The organism is Formivibrio sp. oc-25 (genome assembly GCF_055810895.1).
The window spans coordinates 23,774-47,073 of the sequence record NZ_JBVVOL010000006.1; the positions used below are offsets into that span (position 1 = coordinate 23,774).

A 23,300-nucleotide genomic window follows, 5' to 3' on the forward strand; every position below is an offset into this window, starting at 1 on the left:
CCACCATCGCCACCGATGGAGTCATTGCCGAGCACACCGGCCGGCGTCACGGTCAGTACGCCATCTTCATCGACTTCATAGCTGTCGTTGACGGCATCGGGCAGATCGTTGACCGACTTGACGGTGATGCTGACGGTAGCGGTGTCGGTATCGCCATTGGCATCGGTGATGGTGTAGGTGTAGCTGTCGGCACCGAAGTAGTTGGCATCCGGGGTGTAGGTGAAACCGCCGTTGGCATTCTGGGTCAGGGTGCCATGGCTAGGCTGGGTGAAGCTGGTCACGGCCAGCGTGCCACCATCGCCACCGATGGAGTCATTGCCGAGCACACCGGCCGGCGTCACGGTCAGTACGCCATCTTCATCGACTTCATAGCTGTCGTTGACGGCATCGGGCAGGTCGTTGACCGAGTTCACCGTGATGTCGACAGTGGCTGGGGTTGCATCGTCCTGGCCTTCGTTATCGGTTGCCGCATACTGGAAGCTGGTATCGCCGTTCCAGTTTTCATCCGGTACGAAGCTGAGGCTGGCGCTGTTGCCTGCGGCCGGAATCACCTGGCCGACGGTCACCGGGTTGCCGTTATACAGCAGGGTACCGTTTTCCGGCAGGCTGTTGATGGTGAAGCTTGCCACCGTACCGTCGAGATCCGCACCAGTGAGGGTGATTGCAATCGGTTCGCCATCTTCATTGCCGGATACATTCTTGTCGTCGGTTGTCGGGGCTTCGTTGGCAGTCGTCGGTGCGACGATATCCGGATCGCTCAGTGGCATCAGTTCCTGTTCTTCAACTACAGCTGCTTCAAAGTTGAAGGCGAGCGGGCTGACATTTTCAACGATGCGCAGCAGGCGCACGAAACCGTGGCCTTCATCTGCGCCGCCAGGGCCGCCTACCAGGCCGGCTGCGGCAGGCTCCAGGGCGGTGGTAACGTCAATGCCCTGTTCCAGCGCGCCCAGAATCTGGTCGCTGACGGTGCCGGCGCTGGCCACGCTGGCTTCGCTCTGATCCACCGGCGGCATGCTGGCCATTTCGGTATCAAAGCGCACTTCGCGATTCGGCCCGATATCGATGATTTCGCCATTGGGCAGTTGCAGCTTGGCGAACCCTTGCGCATCGGTGATCAGCGTCTGGCCATCGAGCAGCGGATCGCCCGGTTTGAGCTGAACCAGCCCGCCGGTTGCATTGCGTACATAGGCCACGCCTTCGATCACGATGACGGATTGGGTTGCGGCAACAGGAACAACGGTAGATTCAGCCATGATTTTCTCCACGCTCAGGAATAAGGGCTTGTATTCAACTTAGGCCGGGGAGAAAACGGTCGCTATTGTCCTGAAGTACAGGTGGCGAGGAAGGTGACGTGCAGCCGACAGGCGGTGGGTCTTTCCAGGAATTTAGCGAATGCCATTGACCAGCAAGGTCAATTGCACCCGATCCTTGATGTGCAGCTTTTCGAAAATGGAGGAGAGATGCGCCTTGACCGTGCGTTCGGTAATGCCGAGCTCGCGTGCGATAAGCTTGTTGGCCGCGCCACGCGCCGCCTGTATTGCCACTTCGCGTTCGCGTTCGGACAATACGGTGAGCAGATCGGGGGCGGCGCTTGGCCGGGGTAATTGCTGCAAACCGGTCAGCAGGCGCTGCAACAATGCCTGGCCAGTCCAGATGCCATCGTTGCTGATGACCTCCAGAATCTGCTGCAGCGTTGCGCGGGGTGCCAGTGCATGGCAGTAACCGCGGCAGCCGGCCTGCAGCGCGGCGTAGGCTTGCGTATCCTGCGGTACGGTATGGGTGAACAGGATCCGGTAGCGGTCGGTGCGTGCTTGCCACCAGTGATCGCCCAGCGCCGGCAGGCCGGGCATGACGGCATCGATCAGCACGCAGCTTTGTGCCGGTGCTTGCCAGTCGAGTCCCGCCGGTACCGTTGGATGGGGCGCGACAGCCGCCTGCCAGTGACGCAGCAGGTAGTCATCGGCGGTTATCAGAATGATTGGCAGGGTATTCATCGTTCTGTCAGTGCACTGGCCTTGGCCCGCAGCACGGGCTTCAGCAGGTAGGAAAGTACGGTCTTCTTGCCGGTCAGGATATCCACTTCGGCCATCATGCCGGGAATGATCGGCAGTTTTTTTCCGCTTTCTTCAAGATAGGCATGTTTGGTGCGTACGCGCACCAGAAAATACGAATTGCCCTTATCGTCGGTAATCGAATCGGCACCGATGTGTTCCAGCGTGGCATCCAGCCCGCCGTAAATGGCGAAATCGTAGGCGGTGAATTTCACCAGCGCGGGCTGACCGGGGCGCAGGAAGGCAATGTCGCGCGGCAAGACTTTGGCCTCCAACAGCAAGGTGTCTTCGCTCGGCACGATGGCGATGATGTCCTTGCCCGGTTGCACCACGCCGCCGACGGTGTTGGTGAACAACTGCTTGACCGTGCCGTTGACCGGAGAGCGGATTTCCGATTGCTTGACGCGGTCGGCCAGCCCGACGCTGCCGGCGGACAGGCTGGAGAGCTTGCCCATCACGTCCGACAGTTCCGAGCGGGCCTGGTTGCGAAATGCCAGCTCGACCTCCTGTACCTTGCGCGAGGCTTCGCTGATCGCGGACTGGATGCGGGGAATCTGCGCGGTGGCGCTGTTGCGCTCGCCACGGTATCGCGCCAGATCGCGTTCCAGCCGCAGGATGTCGACATCCGATACCGCGCCGCTCTTGAGCAAGGGGCGGGTGGCATTGAGCTCTTGCTGGGTCAGGTCATAACTTTGCGATGCCTGCTCGCGGCGGGCCTGCACCTCGCTGAGCTCCTGCGAGCGCTGTGCCAGTTGCGAGCGTGCTACGCCGAGTGAAGCCTGCAGCTCGGCCATCTTGGAAAGGTAGAGCGAGCGTTCCTGCGCGGCGATATCCGGAATCTGTTTTTCCACCGCGTCCGGCAATTCGAACGGTCTGCCCGAGGCAATCGCCTCCAGCCGGGCCGCCTTGGCCTGCAGCGCCAGGTTCTGCGACTGGTTTTCCTGCAGAGACGATTCAAAGCGGGTCGGGTCGATCTTGATGAGGATCTGGTTTTCCTTGACCGCATCGCCCTCGCGCACCAGGATTTCCTGTACCAGGCCGCCATCCAGGCTTTGCAACACCTGCAGCTGGCGTGAGGGAATCACCTTGCCCTCGCCCCGGGTGACTTCGTCCAGATGGGCAAAGGCGGCCCATACCAGCAGCAGGCCAAGGGCCAACAGGGTGCCCCAGACCAGGATGCGGGCGCCGCGCGGATTGTGCTGGGTCGCAGCCCAGCTCGCATCGGCCAGAAAATCGCCGTGATCATGTAATCCGGAATCTTGATTGGCTGGTTTCATGGTCAGCTCGCCTTTCCGATACGCCCTTGTTGCAAGGCTTCCACGACCTGGGCTTTCGGTCCGTCCGCCACAATCTGGCCCTGATCGATCACGATCAATCGGTCGACCAGTTCCAGCAGCGAGGTGCGATGCGTAACCAGTAGCAGCGTCTTGCTGGCCACCAGGCGGCGCAGTTTGCCTTTGAGTTGCTCTTCGCTCTGGAAATCCATGGCGCTGGTGGGCTCATCCAGCAGCAACAACGGGGGATCATTGAGGACGGCGCGCGCAATCGAGATGGCCTGTTTTTGTCCGCCCGAGAGCGAATCGCCGCGTTCGCCGATCAGCATGTCAAAGCCGCGCGGATGGCGGTTGACGAATTCGGCCAGACCGGCAATTTCGATGGCGTTCACCAGTTGGTGTGCCTCGGCAAACGGTACGCCCATGGCGATGTTGTCGCGCAGCGTGCCGTAGAACAGCAGCGAATCCTGCGGGACGAAACCGATGGATCGCCGCAGTTCGGCCGGGTCGATTTGCCGGGTGTCTATGCCATCGACCAGTACCGAACCTTCGTCCGGATGATACAGGCCAAGGACGAGCTTCTCGATCGTGGTCTTGCCCGAACCGATGCGTCCGATCACGCCGATCTTTTCGCCGGCCTTGATGTGAAAACTGGCCCGGCGCAAGGCCGGTTCTTCCGCGCCGGGATAGGTGAAGGTTACGTTGCGGAACTCGATTTCCCCGCGAAATGCGCTGCGATGCAGGAAGTTGCTGTCCTGCGGCCGCTCCACCGGCAATTGCATGTGCGTTTCAATCGCGCTCAGCGCAATGCGGGCGTTGTGGTATTGCGTGAGCAGGCCAGCGATCTGCCCCAGCGGCGCCATGGCGCGGCCGGACAGCATGGACGCCGCAATGATGCCTCCCAGGCTCATTTCGCCTTCGATCAGCAGATACACGCCGACGATGATGATGATCACCGACACAATCTGTTGCGCTTCCTGGGCGAAGTTGATGGTGCCGGACGATAACAGCTTGAGGCGTTCGCCCACGCTGGCCAGAAAGACCGTGGCGCGTTCCCAGCGTCGCTGCATCTCGCCTTCCGCGCCCATGGTCTTGATGGTCTCGATGCCGACCAGGCTTTCCACCAGCGTGGCGTTGCGCTGGGCCACCGCCCGCTGGCTGAGCTCGGTCAGATTGCGGATCTTGCCCTGGGTGACCAGCGATACCAGCACGACCAGCACCATGCCTGCCAGCGGCGGGATGACCAGCCAGGGCGAAATCCAGGCAAGTACCAGCAGAAAGATCAGTGCAAATGGCAGATCGATCAGCGAAGTGATCGTTGCCGAGGCGATGAAGTCGCGCACAGCCTCGAAGGCGCGCAGATTGGCGGCGAATGAACCTACCGAGGCCGGTCGTACAGCCATGCGAATGCCCAGCACGCGTTCCATGATCAGGGCGGACAAGTTGATGTCGATACGCTTCGATGCCAAGTCAATGAAGTAGGCACGCGCCGTGCGCAGGATAAAATCAAACACCAGTGCAATCGCCACGCCAATTGCCAGCACCCACAGCGTTTCAATCGCATGGTTGGGGACTACCCGGTCATAGACATTCAGCGTGAACAGCGGCAGCGCCAGGGCAAAGGTATTGACGATCAGCGATGCAAGCAGCGCATCGCGATACAGTCGCCAGTTGGAATATACCGTGCTCCAGAACCAGTGCCGGCCCCGAAACTGACCCAGTTCGGGGGTACGGCTATCGAAGCGATAGCGCGGGCGCACGAATATCGCAAAACCGGTGTAATGCGCTTCGAGCTCGGGCAGGGTAAGGCTTTCTGCGCTTTCACCCGATTCGGGGAAGCGAACCTGAAGCTGACCATCGGGCAGGCGTTGCAGCAGCAACAGGGCGCGCTGGTCATTCAATAGCAGTATTGCCGGCAGCAGCCGGTCGGGAATTTCATTCAAGCCTCGCTGGACGACGCGTGCGGAAAGTCCGGCACGTGCTGCGGCACGCGGCAGCAAGGAGGGGGTGAGCAGGTTGTCTTCCAGCGGCAGCCCTGCCACCAGCGATTCACGCGACCAGGGCTCGCCATGGATGCGGGTGAGTTCGATCAGGCATTCAAGCAGCGGATCAAAATGCGCAGCATGCTGACGGGTATGCCAGCCAGGATTGGGAGAAGACGGAGCGCTGGGCGCGTGGGCTTGCGGATTCATGGGCGTCGCCGGCAACAAGACTTATTATCAGTTTAATCAAAGCATCGCTGGCATGCCGCACAAAATAATTAACAATCAGCGAAAAATCTTGCCCGGGTTCATGCGGGCGTGGGGGTCGAGCAACTGCTTGATTTGCTGCATCAATGCCCATTCGATACCGCCGCGATAATGCGCCAGTGCTTCGGGTTTGAGCTGGCCAATGCCGTGTTCGGCGCTGAAGCTGCCGGCAAATTCGGCCACGCAGTCGTAGACGATCGTGTTGATCGCGGCTTCGTCCCGGTAGGCTGCAGCGCTCTTGTCGGTACGAAACACGTTGTAATGCAGGTTGCCATCGCCCAGATGGCCAAAGGCAACGATCTCGGCATCGGCAAAGGCCGCCATGATGCGCGGCGCGCAAGCGGCCAGAAAATCCGGCACGCGGCTGACCGGCACGCTGATATCGTGCTTGATGCTGACACCCTCGCGCTTCTGCGCCTCGGGGATCTCTTCGCGCAAGCGCCACAGTGCTTCGATGTCGCTCTCGCTGCGCGCCAGTACCGCATCCTCGATCGCCGATTCGGCCAGCACTTCCAGCAGGCGATCATTCAACGCTTCGTGATCGCCGCAATCGCTCAGCTCGATCAGCACCGCCCACTCCGGCAAGGGCGAGAACGGCTGGCGCAATTCGGGGAACTGCTTTTCCAGCAGCGCAAAGCAGGTGCGGCCGATCAGCTCGAACGAGGTGATGCGGTCGCCAAGCTGATCCTGCAGGTTGCGCAACAGCATCAGTGCCTGCTGCGGATCAGGCACGACCACCAGTGCAGCAGCGCGCGCCGTGGGCAGTGGGTAGAGCCGCAGTACCGCGCGCGTAATGATGCCGAGCGTGCCTTCCGAGCCGATGAACAACTGCTTCAGGTCATAGCCGGTATTGTCCTTGCGTAGCGCCCGCAAGCCGTTCCAGATCTGGCCATCGGGCAGGATCACTTCCAGTCCAAGCGTCAATTCGCGCATATTGCCGTAGCGCAGCACATTCAAGCCGCCAGCATTCACCGCCAGCGCTCCTCCGATACGACACGATCCGGCGGCACCCCAGTCCGCCGGAAACAGGCGCCGGGCTTCGCGGCAGGCCTGTTGTACGTCAGCCAGAATGGCGCCGGCTTCGACCGTGACGGTGTTGTTGCCGGCATCGACTTCCAGTATCCGGTTCATGCGTTCCAGTGACAGGATCAGTGCCTGCCCGCTTTCGTCCGGCGTGGCCGCGCCGCAATTGCTGGTGTTGCCACCCTGCGGCACGATCGGCACCTGATGCTCAGCACACAGGCGCACCACGGCCGCGACTTCCTCGGTCGAGGCCGGGCGCGCCAGGGCCAGCGCCTGCCCGCGATAACGGCGACGCTGGTCCAGGCAGTAGGGTGCCAGATCGGCCGGATCGGTCAGTACGGCGGATGTGCCCAGCAGTGCTTGCAGTGCGGACAGGAATTCGGGATGGGTCATCGGAAGGTGGTCTTAGGCAATAAAATGCACGACGTCGTAGGTCGGAATTCATTCCGACCTGCGGCAATAAGCTTGAGTAAATCAGAATTCGAACAGTATCCAGCGCGGTACCGGCATGTTTTCCAGTGCCGGATTATCGCCGTGATCAAAGCGTCCCTTGCCTTCGTTATCGATCAGGTAGTAGGCCGGGCCGATGCGTGGCTGTACCTTGATCTTGTACAGTCGGCCGTTGGCGCGGTATTCGGTGATCGTGGCTTCCTTCTGCTCGATGATGCGCACCTGCTGCGCATCCGGGCTGTCTGCCGACGGGGGGGGCGGTGGCGGGTCGATTGGCGCGGGCGCGGCAACGGCAAACAGGGGCAACAGGGCAAGCAGTAACAGGCGACGCATGATGGTTCCTTTCCCGACCCGTCCGGTCAGAGGCTGAACTGCATTTCGCGCTCGGCATCCGAAGGCTCGAAGCCGCGCGATTCGTAGAATTTGAAAATGGTATCGACCACGGCCTGCGGCTCATCGATGACCTGGATCAGGTCCATGTCCTCCGGGCTGATCATGCCCTCGCCCGCCAGCGCGCTGCGCAGCCATTGCACCAGTCCGGCCCAGAAGCTGCTGCCCACCAGCACGATTGGAATCTTGCGCGATTTGCCGGTCTGGATCAGGGTCAGTGCCTCGAACAGTTCATCCATGGTGCCGAAACCGCCCGGCATCACCACATAGGCGCTGGCGTGGCGCACGAACATCACCTTGCGCGCAAAGAAATGGCGGAAGGTCTGCGAGATATCCTGATACGGGTTGCCGTGCTGTTCGTGCGGCAACTGGATGTTCAGGCCCACCGAGGGAGAACTGCCGTGGAAGGCGCCCTTGTTGGCGGCTTCCATGATGCCTGGGCCACCGCCGGAAATTACCGAAAAACCGGAATCGGACAACTGGCGCGCAATGGTTTCGGTGAGCTTGTAGTATTCGTGGTCGACGGGCGTGCGCGCCGAGCCGAAGATCGACACCGCCGGCCTGATCGATTGCAAACGCTCGGTCGCTTCAACGAATTCGGCCATAATACCGAACACGCGCCAGGCTTCGCGTGCCAGCAGGCTGGAGCTGTCGTTGGGAATGGCCGGGGCCAGGCTTTGGGGCAACTTGTCGCGCAAGGTCATGACGGTTTCCTGTTTTTTCATTATCGCGGGGCACGCGCAGGCGTTTTCCCGTATCTGAAGTATAGAGGCTTTCTTACATGCCCACCTTGTTGCTGATTGATGGCTCGTCCTACCTTTACCGCGCTTTTCATGCGATCCAGTCGCTGTCCGCGCCCGATGGCACACCGACCAATGCGCTGTACGGCTTTATCAACATGCTCAAAAAGCTGCGGGAAAAAACGCCGGCCGATTATATCGCCTGCGTGTTCGACGCCAAGGGCAAGACTTTCCGCGATGACCTCTATCCCGAATACAAGGCGCACCGCCCGCCGATGCCGGACGAGTTGCGCGTGCAGATCGAACCGATCCACGCTGCCGTGCGCGCATTCGGCATTCCGATCCTGATGGTCGACGGCGTGGAAGCCGATGACGTAATCGGCACGCTTGCAGCCTGGGGTACGCAACATGGCATTGAAACCATCATGTCGACCGGCGACAAGGACATGGCGCAACTGGTGAACCAGCATGTGCGCATTGAAAACTCGATGTCGGGCGAAGTGCTCGATGAGGCTGGCGTGCTGGAAAAGTTTGGCGTACGCCCGGACCAGATCGTTGATTACCTGACGCTGGTCGGTGATACCGTCGACAACGTACCCGGCGTACCCAAGTGCGGGCCGAAGACCGCCGCGAAGTGGCTGGCCGAATATGGGACGCTGGATCAACTTATTGCCCATGCCGAGGGCATCAAGGGCGTGGTGGGCCAAAATTTGCGCGATACGCTGGGCTGGCTGCCGGTGGCGAGGCAACTGGTCACCATCAAATGCGATGTCGATCTGCAAGCCGAGCTGCCGCAGGGCGTGGAAAGCCTGAAGCCGCAGGCCAATGACTGGGCCGCACTGCATGGTCTGTTCAGCCGTTATGCTTTCAAAACCTGGACGCGCGAGGCAGAAGCGCACCTGCAAAGTGCGGCTGCGCCCGCGGCCGGCACCACCGACCTGTTTGCAGGCGCCGATCTGTTTGCCGATCCGCCCGCCGCGCCAGCCCCGGCAGAGACCGTGCCGCCTGCCCGGGTCGAACGTCATTACGAATGCATCCTGACGGAGACGCGACTCGATGCCTGGCTCGCCCGCTTGCTGGCCGCGCCGGTGGTGGCCGTGGATACGGAGACCACCAGTCTCGATCCACTCAATGCGCGCATCGTCGGCATGTCTTTCTCGATCCAGGCCGGCGAGGCTGCTTACCTGCCGCTCGCGCATCGCGGGCCGGATGCCCCGGATCAGATTCCGCTCGATCTGGCGCTGGCGAAACTCAAGCCCTGGCTGGAATCGGCCGAGCACAAAAAGCTCGGTCAAAATCTGAAATACGATCAGCACGTCTTTGCCAATCATGGCATTGCACTGGCCGGGATCAGCGACGATACGATGCTGATGTCCTACGTGCTGGCCAGCCACGAAAAGCACAATATGGATGACTTGGCCGCGCGGGAACTGGGTGAGACCACCATCCACTACGAGGAACTGTGCGGCAAGGGCGCCAAGCAGATCGGCTTCGACGAGGTGGCTGTGGATGACGCCACGGCCTACGCCGCCGAGGATGCCGATATCACTTTCCGACTGGGGCAAGCGTTGGGCGCGAAGCTCGCGGCCGAACCCGCGCTGGAAAAACTCTACCGCGAGATCGAGCTGCCCTCGCGCGAAGTGCTGTACCGGATGGAGCGCACCGGCATCCTGCTTGATCCGCAACTGCTCTCGCGCCAGAGCCATGAGCTGGGTCTGCGCCTGATCGCACTCGAGCGCCAGGCGTATGAACTGGCCGGCCAGCCGTTCAATCTGGCCAGCCCCAAGCAGATCGGCGAAATCTTTTTTGAGCGGCTCAAGCTGCCGGTGATCAAAAAAACGCCGAAGGGGGCGCCATCGACCGATGAAGAAGTGCTGCAGGAACTGGCGCGCGATTTTCCGCTGCCCAAGGTGCTGCTGGAGCACCGCTCGCTCTCCAAGCTGAAATCGACCTACACCGACAAGCTGCCGCTGATGGTCAACCCGACCACGGGCCGGGTACATACCAGCTTCAGCCAGGCCGTGGCGGTGACCGGGCGACTGGCCTCCAGCGACCCCAATCTGCAGAACATTCCGGTGCGCACCGAGGAAGGCCGACGTATCCGCGAAGCCTTCATTGCCCCGGCCGGCTGCAAGCTGGTTTCCGCCGATTATTCGCAGATCGAATTGCGCATCATGGCGCATCTCTCGAACGACGCTGCGCTGCTCAAGGCCTTTGCCGAGGGAATCGACATTCACCGCGCCACCGCCGCCGAGGTGTTTGGTGTCACACCGGATGAAGTCAGTCACGAACAGCGCCGTTACGCCAAGACCATCAACTTCGGCCTGATCTACGGCATGAGCTCGTTCGGGCTCGCCAGCCAGCTTGAAATCGAGCGCAGCGCGGCGCAGACCTATATCGATCGTTACTTCGGCCGCTTCCCCGGCGTGGCGAGCTATATGGAGCGCACGCGCGCCGAGGCGAAATCCCGGGGCTATGTGGAAACCGTGTTCGGTCGCCGCCTGTGGTTGCCGGAAATCAACTCGCCTAACCCGATGCGCCGCGCCGGCGCCGAACGCGCTGCGATCAACGCGCCGATGCAGGGCACGGCTGCCGATCTGATCAAGCTCGCCATGATCGAGGTAGCACGCTGGCTGGAAACGGAAAAGCTGCAGTCACGCCTGGTCTTGCAGGTACACGACGAACTGGTGCTCGAAGTGCCGGATGGTGAAGTCGCGCTGGTGCGCGCGGAATTGCCACGGCGCATGGCCGGTGTCGCGCAACTGGCCGTACCGCTACTGGCCGAAGTAGGTGTGGGCATGAACTGGGATGAGGCGCACTGAGCGTTGTTTGTTGCACTGCAAAGCGATGGCATGCTTTCTGCTGCATGATCGGGTCACTTCATGCATAAGGATTCCACTGCAATGTCAGCCCTGAAAGTCGCCGTGCTTTGCGGCAGCCTGCAACGCCCTTCCCGCACCCTGGTGTTGTGCGAAGCCCTGCTCGCCAAGATTGGCGAACATCGCACAATTACCCCGCACGTGATCGAAATCTCACAAATCGGTCGTGTGATCGGAAGCTGTCTGCAACGTGGCGAATTGCCAGCCGAGATGCAGGCGCATCTGGTGGCCGTGGAAAATGCCGATCTGGTGATCGCCGCCAGCCCGGTTTACAGCGCCACCTATACCGGGCTATTCAAGCATTTCATCGATTTCATGGGCATGGATGCGCTGGCTGGCACACCAACGCTGCTGGCTGCAACCGGCGGCAGCCCGCTGCACGGGCTGGTGATCGACCAGCAACTGCGTCCGCTCATGGCGATGAAGCAGGCGCTGACCCTGCCGCTGGGCGTTTATGCCACCGAAGCCGACTTCGTGAATTACAAGATCGCCAGCCCGGCGCTGGAGAAGCGCATCGAACTGGCGGTTGGGCTGGCGTTGCCGCATCTGCCGCAAACTGCCTGACCATTCACTTCAGGCATATTCTGGCTGTTTTCCCTCTCCCCAACCTGCATGCGGGAGTGGGGCTGTAGGTCGGAATTCATTCCGACATCGATGGCCGCAGGCCGTCAGGTTGAAACCCGATCTACGGCTGCAGTGCAATCCCGGCAAAGTGCGAAATTCGCTCGGCCAGCAGTGCGTTGGTTGCCAGAACGGCGTTGCCCTGCAGGATGGCGTTTTCCGTCCAGTAGTCATTGACGCGACCACCGGCTTCTTCCACCAGCAGCAAGCCGGCAGCGCAATCCCACGAATTCATGTGCGCACTGATGTAGGCATCGACCCGGCCTGATGCCACGTAAGCGAGCCCCATCGCCCCGGACCCGGTGCGCCGCACCACACAACCGGCATTGATGGCCGTCTGTACCAGGGGCACATATTGTTCGGTGGCACGCAGCGACCAGCCGATCTCGACGCTGGCCTCATCCAGCGAGGCCACCGTGCTGACCGCCATCGGTTTGTCGTTGCTGGTTGCGCCCAAGCCGCGCTCGGCAAAGAAAAGCTCATCGTGATTGGGATCGTAGATCGCGGCGACCTGCGGGCGTCCATCGTGCAGGTAGGCCAGCGAAATGCAGCAATGCGGAATGCCGCGGGCAAAGTTGGCGGTGCCATCGATCGGATCAATGATCCACAAATCGGCCGCCTGGGCATCGCCGCCTTCTTCTTCGCCCAGTACCGCGTGCTGCGGGAAACGTGCCAGGATCATCTCGCGCACGACGCGCTCGACCGCGCCATCAGTCTCGGTCAGGTAATCCTGCCGCCCCTTGAAGGTAAAGCCAGTATTGCCAAAAGCAGCGCGGATCATGCGTCCGCCCTCTAGTACCACCTGCCTGGCCAGTTCGGCATGTGCCGACATGTTGTTCTCCTCAGATTGCGGGTCGAGGCTGACCCCAGAGAGGCTATTGTCCAACAGGATGCGCTGGCGGGCCAGATTCTGTTGACAGGGTGAATGGATTTTATGCGGGTCGCGTTGCAATCCACTTTTGCAGCTCGGACAAGGGCAACGGCGGGCTGAAGTGGTAACCCTGGGCCAGATCGCAGCCGAGTTGCCGCAGCAGATCGGCTTGTTCCGCGCTTTCCACGCCTTCGGCCACGATGCGCATGTCCAGCTTGTGGCCCAACGCTATGCTTTGCTCCACGACCGTGCGCGCACTCGGGTCGCTGAGCATCTCGCGGATGAAACTCTGGTCGATTTTCAGTTCGGTGGCCGGCACGCAACGCAATTGCGCCATCGATGAGTAACCGGTGCCGAAATCGTCGATCGACAGGCCGATCTGCTTGAGCCGCAGGCGCGCGAGGATGTCGAGCGCCTTGTGCAGTTCCGAGATCAAGCCGGTCTCGGTGATTTCCATCAGGATGCGCGCGGGCGGCACGGCGTAGCGTTCGGCCAGGGCATCGAGCCGGTCGGGAAAGCTGAGGTCGGTCAGCGACAGGGCAGAAATATTGATCGAAAGCGAAGTGTCTGCCACGGTCGCCAGCTGGCCAAATTCGGATAGCGCACGCTGGATCACCAGTTCGGTCAAGGCATCGATCAAGCCCAACTGTTCGGCGGTGACGATGAACATATCCGGATAGACAATGCCGCGAATCGGGTGCAGTAGCCGTACCAGTGCCTCGAAACCGGCGATACGGCCATTGGCCAGGTCGATTTGCGGCTGATAGTGCAGCACGAATTCATCCAGCTCTATGGCGCGCCGCAATTCGGTTTCGGTGACGGGGTTGGGCAGGCTGCGCAGTTGCGGGGGCAAGGGGGCCTGATCGCGAATGCTGCTGAGCAGGGTTTCGATTTCGGTCAAACGGAAGGGTTTTTCCAGCCGTCCGATGGCGTTGAGGCCGAGTGAGATCGCCAGTTCTTCTGCCGTGCGCAATACCTTCTTGTCGATACCGCTGATCAGGATCACACGCTGTCGGTATTTGGCCGCACCCAGCAGCCGCAATAGTTCGATACCGTCGGTACCCGGCATCATCAGGTCGATCATGACAGCGCACACGTCATCGGCCATGACCGCATGAAAAAAACTGCTGACACTGGTCGTTGCCGTGCAGGCAAGGCCCAGGCCTTCGGCAGCCAGGCAGATCAGTTCGCCGATTTCCGCCTCGTCATCGATCACGACAATACGCGGTGGGCGGCAGTGTTGGGTGTATTCACTCATGCGCGGGTCTCTTCCATGACTTGGCTGATCATCTTTACAAACTCGCCTTTGACATAAGGCTTGTTCAGCAACGGCCCATCGACGCGGGTGCCGTTGCGTTCGGCCAATGTTTGCGACGGGAACCCCGAGGTGTAGATCGTGCGGATACCGGGTCGCAATGCACGAATCTGCTCAGCAAGTCTCACGCCATTCATGCCGCCAGGCATGATCACATCGGTCAGCAAGAGATCGATTCTGTCGGCTTGCGCCTGTGCACTCAGCGCGGAGGGACCGTCAGTGGCCTGTATTACACGGTAGCCGATTTCAGTCAGATGGGTAGTGGCGATTTCCAGTAGATCGGGCTCGTCATCGACCACCAGCGCCACCATTCCCGGCACTGCCTGATAGTTCGGCGAGGCTGACAGACTGGCATGTGCCACCGCATCATTTTCATCAGCCACCGGCAACAGCATCGATACCGTCGTGCCGATGCCGATCTCGCTATAGAGCCGGATGTAACCGCCGGATTGCTTGACGAAGCCGTACACCATGGCTAATCCGAGCCCGGTGCCCTTGCCGCGCTCCTTGGTGGTGAAGAAGGGCTCGAATGCGTGTTTGAGCTGCTCTGGCGTCATGCCGTGTCCGGTATCGGAAATTCGCAGGCAGACATAACTGCCAGGCCCGATCTCGCCGGCATGTACGGCCGGGAAATCCTGATCCAGCTCGACCCGATGCGTGCTGAACGTGAGCGTGCCGCCATCGGGCATGGCATCGCGGGCGTTGACGGCCAGATTCAGCAGCGCATTTTCGAGTGCTGCGGCATCGACATGGATGGTGGGCGTCGTGGTTTCGATATCGGTCACGATGCGGATATCTGGCCCCAGGGTGCGTGCTGCCATTTCCACCAGGTTGGTGATGGTGTCCGCCAGTTGCACGGCGGCCGGTTGCAGATGCTGGCGGCGTGAGAAGGCAAGCAGTCGTTTGGTCAGGTCGGCACCGCGCAGGGCGGCTTTCTGGGCGGTATGTACCCGCTTCAGTGCGGCGGGCTGCGTGGCGACGATGCGTTCCAGCAGATCGAGATTGCCGACGATGATCCCGAGCAGGTTGTTGAAATCATGGGCGACTCCACCCGTCAGCTGGCCGATCGCTTCCATTTTCTGGCTTTGCAGCAGTTGCTGTTCGAGCTGTTGCCGTTCCGAAATGTCACGCACCACGCTGATGATCCAGCTGCCATCCTCCATGTCGAGCAGGCTGCGTGTCACCTCAATCGGGAATAGGCGACCCCCGCGGGCTTGCCCCTGCATTTGCCGGGTCTGGCCCACGCTGGCGTGGTCGTCGGACTGGCGCAGGCACATGAGCTCGTCATGCAATGCGGCTCGGGTATCTGCAGGCGAGAGGATGCTGACCGGCTGGCCGATCAACTCGCTTGCCGGTGTGGCGTAAAGGGATTGCGTGGCATGGTTGACCAGCAGGATGCGGTTGTCGTTGTCCGAAATGATGATGGCATCAGGCGCTGCATCCAGAATGGCCCGAAAGCGCAAATCGCTTTGCCGCCGTGCTGATTCGGCGCGCATCACGATCAGCAATGTAGCCCCCAGCAAACTCAAGAGCCCGGCCAAGCCGAGGCCGATCCAGCTTAGCCTCCGTTTGGATGTTTTAACCGATTTTTTCAGCTGTGCCTGCAGGGCCTGGAACGATACTTCGATCAGCCCGAACTGGGTATCGATCGTGCGGGTCAGGTTGTTGAAGTAGTCCCGGTAGGGAAGCGAGAGCTGGCTTGAGTAGAGGATATGCATGTCGATCAGGCTGAGCGCACTGCCAGTCTGCGCCAATGCTTGCGCCATTGGCACCTGCAGATGCTGCTGCAGGGCCGGATCGCTCGCGGTCGCCAGCAGCAACGCCTTGCGTGCAGCGGACAGATCGCTTTGTATGCTGCCGGCCAGAGCCGCCAGTTGGCGCCGCTCTTCCACGCCGGCCTCCTGGCGCGACAGAGCCAGCGCGCCGTGTGCACGCAGCTGACCCAGGTTTTCCGTTACGCCCGGCAGATATTGCACTACGGCGGCCTGCAGATAGTGGCCGGCGGTTTCCTGGTGCAGGCTGATACCGCTGTCGATGGCGATATCGTCGACCAGTGCCAGCAAATCGGCAACCAGACCGGTATGCAGGCGGAAACTTTCCTCGCGGCTGATCTGTTGCGCTTCGATTTGATCGACCAGCGCTTGCCAGCGTTTGCCGATAAGCGCGATCTTTTCCTGCAATAGAATGTTGTCGAGTTGTATCGCTGCCCGTTGCAGTTCCTGGCTCGCTGCATGGGTTTTCTGGCGGGCATCCGCCCAGTCCGGCAACAAATCATCCTGGCCGCCCAGCGCCAGGTTGGACAAGCCTCGATGCAGCTGAGTCTGTTGTACCAGTTTGAGCGTGGACCATAACGGCGCCAGCCCGCTGACTTCGCGTTCGGCGCGCGCAATTGCGGCGAACTCCCCGCGAATCACCATCAGCGAGGGGGCCGCGAGCAGGATCAGGGCAATGCCGCCGAGCAGCATCAACTTGTGTGAAAACTTCATTCGTTCGAAAAGAGAGCCCACAGCGTTTTCTCGATATTGAGCGGTTTTAGCGCCTGTTCAAAGTCTTTTCGCCCCAACGTTCTGAACAGTCTCTTGGTGCCTGCCAGATTTTCTTGTCAGGTATTTATGGGTATTTGTCAGTGCAGTGAATGAAAAGCAGAACTATTTATTTAGCAGTCGCTGCCGCGATGATCAAGCTCGACTGGCTTGTCTTTACGCTGCCGGAACCGGCGCCTATGCTTGGCAGCAGCGAATCCGCCCGGGATTCACATTCTGGATATGCAATATGCGCATTCTGATCGTCGAAGACGATGCCGACATTTCTGCCAATCTGTATGACTATCTCAGTGCACGCGGGCATGAAGTTGATGCTGCGCTCAACGGACTGGTGGCCTTGCATCTGGCCACGAGCCAGCCGTTTGATGCGATCGTGCTCGACCTTGGTTTGCCTGGCATCGATGGCCTGACGCTGGCGCAACGCCTGCGCCGCGATGCGCGCCTGGCCATTCCGATCCTGATGCTGACCGCGCGCGATACCCTGGACGATAAGCTGGCGGGTTTCGAGGCCGGTGCCGATGATTACCTGGTTAAGCCATTTGCCCTCAAGGAAGTCGAGGTTCGTCTGCAGGTTCTGGTCAAACGCGCCCAGGGCCGGGTGGTGGACCACCACTTGCGCTTGGGCGCACTGGATTACGATCCCGATCGTGGTGTTGTGCAATGGCAAGCGAAGTCACTGAGCCTGCCGCCCAAGGCCCTGCAGTTGCTGGTGATGCTGCTGGGGCAGCCGGGTCGCCTCTTTAGCCGGCAGGAACTCGAAGTACAGGTATGGGGAGAGACACAGGAAACCAGCGATGTGCTGCGCACGCAGATGTCGCTGTTGCGCCGTGCGCTGACGCTGCCCGATGGCCGCTGCCCACTGCAGACGGTGCATGGCCGTGGGTACAAACTGGTGGATGTCGATGCCTGAATCCAATGCGCTTTCCGGCCGGCACAGCTTGCGCCGACGCCTGATGTGGGCGTTTACGCTGCTATGCACACTGGCCTTGCTGATCCAGGCGGTGGCCTTGTTTGCCGCGAGCGAAGAGCAGGAAGAAGACCTGATCGATGAGGTGGTCAATACTGCACTCGATGGCATTACCCGCAGTGCGCCCGAGCATGCGGCAGAAGCGCTGCCACGCCATCTGACCTTGTACCATGCCCCGATGGGCACGATACCCGCCGGCTTGCCCACAGCTTTGCAGCATTTCATGCCCGGCAACCGCGAATGGTTCGATGCCGATACCGAATACCATGTCGGCGTGCGCGATCATGCCGGCGAGCGGTTCTGGCTGCTGTACAACACCACCGAACATGAAGAACGCCTGGCCTATCTGGCGTGGGCGCTGGTCTGCGGCGTGGTGGTGGTATCGCTGCTGGCTTTATGGCTGGGCAACCGGCTGGCCGCCATCCTGCTGCGGCAACTGGAAGCACTGGCGCAGCGGCTGGACAAGGAAGATCCGCAGCCGCTGGTCGAGGTTGGCCAGGATCGCGAAGTTGCCTTGCTGGCCGCCGCACTCGATGATTACCGCCAGCGCAACGCCGCCCTGATCGCGCGCGAGCGCGAATTCACCGCCAATGTCAGCCACGAGTTGCGTACCCCGCTCACGCGCATTCGCACCAGTGCCGAGCTGCTGCAGGAAAGTGGCGGCGATCGTGTGCGGGCGACGCGGATCGTGCTCGCAGTGGACGAGCTGGAAAAACGGCTGCAAGGCTTGTTGTTTCTGGCGCGCGGTACGCAGGCGACGGCAGTGGCAACTGTGGATCTGCACGCGCTGGTTGAATCACAGCTGGATCATTACCGTGATGATTGCAAAATCCGCGGCATACAGCTGGAAAACCGGGTGGCCAGCGCAGTGAGGTTGCAGACCGATGGCGCGCTGCTTTCCCTGCTGGTGGATAACCTGCTGCGCAATGCCGTGCGCTATACCCAGGCCGGCAGCATTGCGGTGGGCTTTGATGCCGGCTGGCTGAGCGTGCGCGATACCGGCATCGGTATTCCCGCCGACAAGCTGGCACATGTGTTCGAGCGGCATTTCCGTGCTTGCGATCTGCCTGATGGCATGGGGCTGGGATTGGCCATCGTGCGCGCGGTGGCCGAGCGCTGTGGCTGGCAATATGCCTTGCACAGCGAGCCCGGCGTCGGCACGGAAGTGCGGGTTTGTTTGCAGGGTGCTGGTGTTGTCGCCGGGTAGATTTTTCCTGCTCACACAATCCTCACATTTCCGCGCCAAATTCCTCACACACACCTGTTTATTGTGGAACGCCCGAGTATTCCCAGGCGTTGTCCATGCTGCCGATCGCGATCCGCTCCCGTTTTCCGTCCATCCAGGCCATACGGCCGGAATGGCTGACGCTGGCCTCCGTATCGTTTTTGCTGGTGTTCTGCAACGTGCCGTTCTGGAGCCGGCTGCTGCAGATATATCCGCTGACCACAGCGAGCTGGCTGAGTATTGCCGCGTTGTTTGCCTGCCTGCTGGCGCTGTTCAATCTGGTGCTGACCTTGCTGGCCTGGCCGTATGTACTGCGGCCGGTGCTGACCGTCCTGCTGTTCATGACTGCACTGGTGGCCTATTTCATGAACCAGTATGGCGTGATGATCAATGTCGACATGGTGCGCAATGCGTTCGAGACCGATGTCGCCGAAACGCGCGATCTGCTGACGCTTAAACTGGCTGCCTATGTATGCCTGCTGGGAGGATTGCCGGTCTGGTTGCTGTGGCGCGTACCGCTGCGCTGGCATCTCCCGCGCCGCGAGTTGTTGCACAAGCTGGGTGCTGCGATCCTGTCGCTCGGGCTGGCAGCGGCACTGCTGCTGACGTATTTCCAGACCTTTGCACCTTTGGTGCGCAATCACAAGGAACTGCGGTATCTGCTCACGCCGATCAACTATGTCCAGGCCACCAGCAGCTATTTCAAGCGCCTGAATGCCAAGCCGGCTACCTTGCAAAAAATCGGCGAGGATGCCCGGCTGGGCGCGGCCTGGGCAGGCCATGTGCGCAAATCACTGACGGTGCTGGTAGTGGGCGAAACCGCGCGCGCCGATCATTTTTCGCTCAATGGCTATGCACGCGATACCAATCCCTTGCTGTCGCGCCAGAATGGCCTGATCAATTTCCCGAAAGTTTCCTCATGCGGTACGGAGACCGCCGTGTCGGTGCCCTGCATGTTTTCGGGCCTGGGACGGGAAAATTTTGATCGGGAAACCGCGCAGCAGCGCGAAAACCTGCTCGATGTGCTGCAACACGCCGGACTCACGGTAACCTGGCGTGATAATCAATCCGGCTGCAAGGGCGTGTGTGATCGGGTGAGCAGCGAGAGCCTGCGTGCCAGCTCCAGAGCGAAGCAATACTGCAATGCCGAAGAATGCTTCGACGATATCCTGCTCGATGGCTTGGCCGAACAACTCGATACGCTCAGTCGGGATACGGTGCTGGTGCTGCACATGATGGGCAGCCACGGCCCGGCGTATTACAAGCGCTATCCGGACAGGTTCGAGGTGTTTCTGCCGGTCTGCCGCAATAGCCAGCTTGACCAGTGTTCACCGCAGGAAATCGTCAACGCCTTCGACAACACCCTGCGCTACACCGATTCGGTGCTCTCCGGCCTGATCGATATCCTGCGCCGGCATGCCGATCGCGTCGATACCGCCATGATCTATCTTTCCGATCACGGCGAATCGCTGGGCGAGCGCAATCTGTACCTGCATGGCACGCCGTATCTGATCGCGCCCGATGCGCAGAAGCATGTACCGATGCTGATGTGGTTTTCCGAGGGTTATCAGCGCAATTTTGGCCTGGATACCGCCTGCCTGGCCGAGCGCAGCAATCAGCCCCATAGCCAGGACAATCTGTTCCATTCGATGCTGGGCCTGCTGCAGGTGAGCACCCGTGAATACAACCCAGCGCTGGACCTGTTCAAATCATGTCGCAAATCCTGAAACTTAAAGCGCATGGCGCACGCATCCGGGCAACGCTTGCCGCACACACTGCCGGCTTCTGGTTCTGGCATTTGCTGCTGCCGCTGTTGCTGGGCCTGCTGCTTTGGAAGGTATACCCGGCAACTGGCTGGGATGATGCGGTCGAGCGCTGGTACTACGACCCGGTATCGCGCTCGTTTCCGCTGCGCGATGTGATCTGGATGACGGCTGGCATGCATACCGGCCTGAAGCTGGCGATGATCGCCATCGGCGTGGCGGTCTTTGGTGCCTGGGTGGCCACCTTCTTCAATGCGGAACTGCGTCGCGAGCGCGGACGGCTGGCCTGGATCTGGCTGGCGATGCTGGTTGCCAGCCAGTTCATCGCCTTGCTCAAAAGCCAGAGCATTCATCATTGCCCGTGGGATATTGCCGACTATGGCGGTTATGCGCCGCATCTGGCCCTGTTCGACCGGCTGCCGGCAGGCATCACCCCGGGGCGCTGTTTTCCTGGCGGGCATGCCTCGGCCGGATTTATGCTGATGGCGCTGTATTTCGGCCTGCGCCATGACCGGCCACGCTGGGCACACGCCTCACTGCTTGGCGCCTTGCTGCTGGGCGGCAGCATGGGCTGGTCGCAGACTATGCGCGGCGCACATTTTGTTTCGCATACGCTGTGGTCGGCCTGGGTGGTGTGGCTGGTGCTGCTGGCTGCTTATCTGCTGTTTCCCCTGCAGTCAGCTACGGTCAATCAAAACAAAAAATAACGAAAGATTTTGTGCAAAACCGATAGTCCGGGCGTATGTTGTTGTCTTCGCCCGTAAACACTGTTGTGCACGATGTCTGATCCAGTTTCTACTCCAGGCCATGCGCTGCGCGGCATGGCTTATTGTGCCGCAGCCCTGCTGCTGTTCGCCTGCATGGATGCTGCCACCAAATACCTCACGACACGCACCTCGATTCCGCTGATGATCTGGATACGCTACGGCGTGCATCTGGCCTGCATGTCGCTGCTGTTGCTGCCGCGTGAGCGCGGGCAATTGCTGGCGGCGCGCCAGCCTGCGCTGGTCGTGCTGCGTGCGGTGATTCTGATCGCGATTACCTTGCTGGTGAGCCTGGCGCTGCAACGCATGCCGGTGGCCGAGGTCACTGCGGTGCAGTTCCTGGCGCCGATCATGGTGACCATGATGGCAGGGCCGTTGTTGCGCGAAAAAACCGGCAAGGTGCGCGTTGCCTGTGCCGTGGTCGGGTTTATTGGTGTGCTGCTGGTGGTGCATCCGGGCAGCGGACTCGATCCGGTCGGGCTGCTGTTTGCGTTGCTGGCCGCGCTTTTCGGGGCGATGTACCAGTTGCTGTCGCGCCTGCTGGGCACCACCGAGCGCACGCTCGTCATGATTTACTACATGGCGCTGGTGGGTTTTGCCTGCTTTTCCCTCGGCACGCCCTGGTTCTGGCCCGATCAGTGGCCGGCAGGATTTGATTTTCTGCTGATCGCAGTGCTCGGGCTGGCAGGTTGGGGCGGGCATTTCCTGTTTACGCTGGCCTATCGCCATGCCCAGGCTTCACTGCTGGCGCCGGTGACCTACCTGCAGTTGCTCTGGGCGGGCCTGCTGGGCTGGCTTTTGTTTGATCATTATCCGTCCGGGCTGACCCTGCTTGGCATGCTGGTGATTGCCGCTTCGGGGATAACGGTTGCAGTACATGACCGTTTGCGGCACCCTGCCTGACCTTTTGCGTTTGGAATATTTGCTTTCATGAACACGCCGGATTCAGCGATTTCTTCTGTCCATGTTGCCGTGATCGGTGGCGGGCCGGCCGGCCTGATGGCGGCCGAAGTCCTGGCGGCGCAGGGTGTGCCGGTGGATTTGTACGATGCCATGCCCTCGGTCGGGCGCAAATTTCTGCTGGCGGGCAAGGGCGGGCTCAACATTACCCACTCGGAAGCGTTTCCTGCGTTTGTCGGCCGTTATGGTGCGCGCGCTGGCGAGATCGGATCGTGGCTGGATGAATTCGGCCCGCAGGCCGTCTGCGACTGGGTGCATGGCCTGGGGATCGAGACCTTCGTCGGCAGCTCCGGCCGGGTATTCCCGAAGGAAATGAAGGCAGCACCGCTGTTGCGCGCCTGGCTGCATCGCTTGCGCCAGCGCGGTGTACGCATCCATGTGCGGCACCGCTGGCTGGGTTGGGATGCCGATGGCAGTTTGCACTTTGCGACGCAGGAGGGTGACGTTCGGGTGCGTGCCGGCGCCGTGTTGCTGGCACTGGGGGGCGGTAGTTGGGCCAAGTTGGGTTCGGATGGAGCCTGGGTGCCATTGCTGCAGGCACAGGGAGTCGACGTTGCGCCGTTGTTGCCGGCCAATTGCGGTTTCGACGTGGCCTGGAGCGAGCATTTTCGCAGCCGCTTTGCCGGTGCGCCGCTCAAGTCCATTGCTGCCGGTATCGATGCCGGCGCGTTGCGGCGCGGCGAATGCGTGATCACTCAAGAGGGCATCGAAGGCAGCTTGGTCTATGCCCTGTCGGCCACGCTGCGTGATGACATCATGGCCTGCGGACAAACCACCCTGATCCTTGATCTGTTGCCTGACAAAACCCTGCAGCAGGTCGTCGAAGCACTGGTCAAACCGCGTGGTGCCGATTCGATGGCCAATCATCTGCGCCGCAAACTGGGGCTCGACGGGGTGAAGGCCGGGCTGCTGCGCGAACTCGTCAGCAAGGAACAATTCGCCGATCCTCAGCAACTGGCCGCCGCGATCAAGGCCTTGCCTGTGCCATTGCTGGCGGCGCGTCCGCTGGATGAGGCGATCAGCAGTGCGGGCGGGGTAAGGTTTGATGTGCTCGATGGCAATCTGATGCTGCGTGGCCGCCCAGGCGTATTCTGTGCGGGTGAAATGCTCGATTGGGAAGCACCCACAGGCGGCTATCTGCTGACCGCCTGCCTGGCCAGTGGCCGGGTGGCGGCGCAGGGAATATTGCAGTGGCTGGCCAGAATCTGATCAATG

The 23,300-nt window shown here is 60.9% G+C and carries 18 protein-coding genes; 8 read left to right on the forward strand and 10 right to left on the reverse strand.

Going from position 1 to position 23,300, the window contains the following annotated elements; genetic code table 11:
- The 7 genes from AC0KVQ_RS05530 to AC0KVQ_RS05560 form a co-directional block, all read right to left on the reverse strand.
- Positions 1–1,253 (reverse strand): retention module-containing protein (locus AC0KVQ_RS05530; protein ID WP_473420143.1); only part of this gene is annotated, 1,253 nt, incomplete at its 3' end.
- A 132-nt stretch (positions 1,254–1,385) separates the two neighbouring features.
- Positions 1,386–1,994 (reverse strand): response regulator transcription factor, encoded by a 609-nt coding sequence (locus AC0KVQ_RS05535; RefSeq protein ID WP_473420144.1) that lies wholly within the window; start codon positions 1,992–1,994, stop codon positions 1,386–1,388.
- Positions 1,991–3,328 (reverse strand): HlyD family type I secretion periplasmic adaptor subunit, encoded by a 1,338-nt coding sequence (locus AC0KVQ_RS05540; RefSeq protein WP_473420145.1) that lies wholly within the window; start codon positions 3,326–3,328, stop codon positions 1,991–1,993. Before AC0KVQ_RS05540 ends, AC0KVQ_RS05535 begins: the two co-directional genes overlap by 4 nt.
- A gap of 2 nt (positions 3,329–3,330) precedes the next feature.
- Positions 3,331–5,517, reverse strand: a complete 2,187-nt coding sequence (locus AC0KVQ_RS05545) for a type I secretion system permease/ATPase (protein WP_473420146.1) — start codon at positions 5,515–5,517, stop codon at positions 3,331–3,333.
- 75 nt (positions 5,518–5,592) lie between these two features.
- Positions 5,593–6,990, reverse strand: a complete 1,398-nt coding sequence (locus AC0KVQ_RS05550; RefSeq protein WP_473420147.1) for an FAD-binding oxidoreductase — start codon at positions 6,988–6,990, stop codon at positions 5,593–5,595.
- An 81-nt stretch (positions 6,991–7,071) separates the two neighbouring features.
- Complete coding sequence (locus AC0KVQ_RS05555; protein ID WP_473420148.1) at positions 7,072–7,380, reverse strand: DUF2782 domain-containing protein; 309 nt, start codon at positions 7,378–7,380, stop codon at positions 7,072–7,074.
- 26 nt (positions 7,381–7,406) lie between these two features.
- Positions 7,407–8,141 carry an LOG family protein gene (locus AC0KVQ_RS05560; RefSeq protein ID WP_473420149.1) on the reverse strand — a complete coding sequence of 245 codons (735 nt, stop codon included), beginning with the start codon at positions 8,139–8,141 and terminating at the stop codon, positions 7,407–7,409.
- Positions 8,142–8,218: 77 nt separating this feature from the next.
- On the opposite strand from AC0KVQ_RS05560, the gene polA reads away from it, so the two are divergent.
- On the forward strand, positions 8,219–10,999 hold the full coding sequence (gene polA, locus AC0KVQ_RS05565; protein ID WP_473420150.1) for a DNA polymerase I: 2,781 nt from the start codon (positions 8,219–8,221) through the stop codon (positions 10,997–10,999).
- A gap of 81 nt (positions 11,000–11,080) precedes the next feature.
- Positions 11,081–11,620: an NAD(P)H-dependent oxidoreductase gene (locus AC0KVQ_RS05570; protein ID WP_473420151.1), complete on the forward strand. Its 540-nt coding sequence runs from the start codon at positions 11,081–11,083 to the stop codon at positions 11,618–11,620.
- Between the two features lie 121 nt (positions 11,621–11,741).
- Here AC0KVQ_RS05570 and AC0KVQ_RS05575 read toward each other — a convergent pair whose 3' ends face one another.
- From AC0KVQ_RS05575 to AC0KVQ_RS05585, 3 genes are all read right to left on the reverse strand, one after another.
- Positions 11,742–12,509: an inositol monophosphatase family protein gene (locus AC0KVQ_RS05575; RefSeq protein ID WP_473420152.1), complete on the reverse strand. Its 768-nt coding sequence runs from the start codon at positions 12,507–12,509 to the stop codon at positions 11,742–11,744.
- 100 nt (positions 12,510–12,609) lie between these two features.
- Positions 12,610–13,806, reverse strand: a complete 1,197-nt coding sequence (locus tag AC0KVQ_RS05580; RefSeq protein WP_473420153.1) for a putative bifunctional diguanylate cyclase/phosphodiesterase — start codon at positions 13,804–13,806, stop codon at positions 12,610–12,612.
- On the reverse strand, positions 13,803–16,349 hold the full coding sequence (locus AC0KVQ_RS05585; protein WP_473420154.1) for an ATP-binding protein: 2,547 nt from the start codon (positions 16,347–16,349) through the stop codon (positions 13,803–13,805). The genes AC0KVQ_RS05580 and AC0KVQ_RS05585 overlap by 4 nt, the downstream gene beginning before the upstream one ends.
- A gap of 286 nt (positions 16,350–16,635) precedes the next feature.
- Here AC0KVQ_RS05585 and AC0KVQ_RS05590 point away from each other — a divergent pair, with 286 nt between their 5' ends.
- The 6 genes from AC0KVQ_RS05590 to AC0KVQ_RS05615 all read left to right on the forward strand — a co-directional run bounded on the left by AC0KVQ_RS05590 (position 16,636) and on the right by AC0KVQ_RS05615 (position 23,294).
- Positions 16,636–17,316 (forward strand): response regulator transcription factor, encoded by a 681-nt coding sequence (locus AC0KVQ_RS05590; protein ID WP_473420155.1) that lies wholly within the window; start codon positions 16,636–16,638, stop codon positions 17,314–17,316.
- Positions 17,279–18,580 carry a sensor histidine kinase gene (locus AC0KVQ_RS05595; protein WP_473420156.1) on the forward strand — a complete coding sequence of 434 codons (1,302 nt, stop codon included), beginning with the start codon at positions 17,279–17,281 and terminating at the stop codon, positions 18,578–18,580. Before AC0KVQ_RS05590 ends, AC0KVQ_RS05595 begins: the two co-directional genes overlap by 38 nt.
- Before the next feature lie 95 nt (positions 18,581–18,675).
- Positions 18,676–20,325 carry a phosphoethanolamine transferase gene (locus AC0KVQ_RS05600; protein WP_473420157.1) on the forward strand — a complete coding sequence of 550 codons (1,650 nt, stop codon included), beginning with the start codon at positions 18,676–18,678 and terminating at the stop codon, positions 20,323–20,325.
- Positions 20,310–21,068 carry a phosphatase PAP2 family protein gene (locus AC0KVQ_RS05605; RefSeq protein WP_473420158.1) on the forward strand — a complete coding sequence of 253 codons (759 nt, stop codon included), beginning with the start codon at positions 20,310–20,312 and terminating at the stop codon, positions 21,066–21,068. The genes AC0KVQ_RS05600 and AC0KVQ_RS05605 overlap by 16 nt, the downstream gene beginning before the upstream one ends.
- A gap of 72 nt (positions 21,069–21,140) precedes the next feature.
- Positions 21,141–22,028, forward strand: coding sequence for a DMT family transporter (locus AC0KVQ_RS05610; RefSeq protein WP_473420159.1), 888 nt, complete (start codon positions 21,141–21,143; stop codon positions 22,026–22,028).
- A gap of 27 nt (positions 22,029–22,055) precedes the next feature.
- Positions 22,056–23,294, forward strand: a complete 1,239-nt coding sequence (locus tag AC0KVQ_RS05615) for a TIGR03862 family flavoprotein (protein ID WP_473420160.1) — start codon at positions 22,056–22,058, stop codon at positions 23,292–23,294.
- The last annotated feature ends 6 nt before the right edge of the window (positions 23,295–23,300 follow it).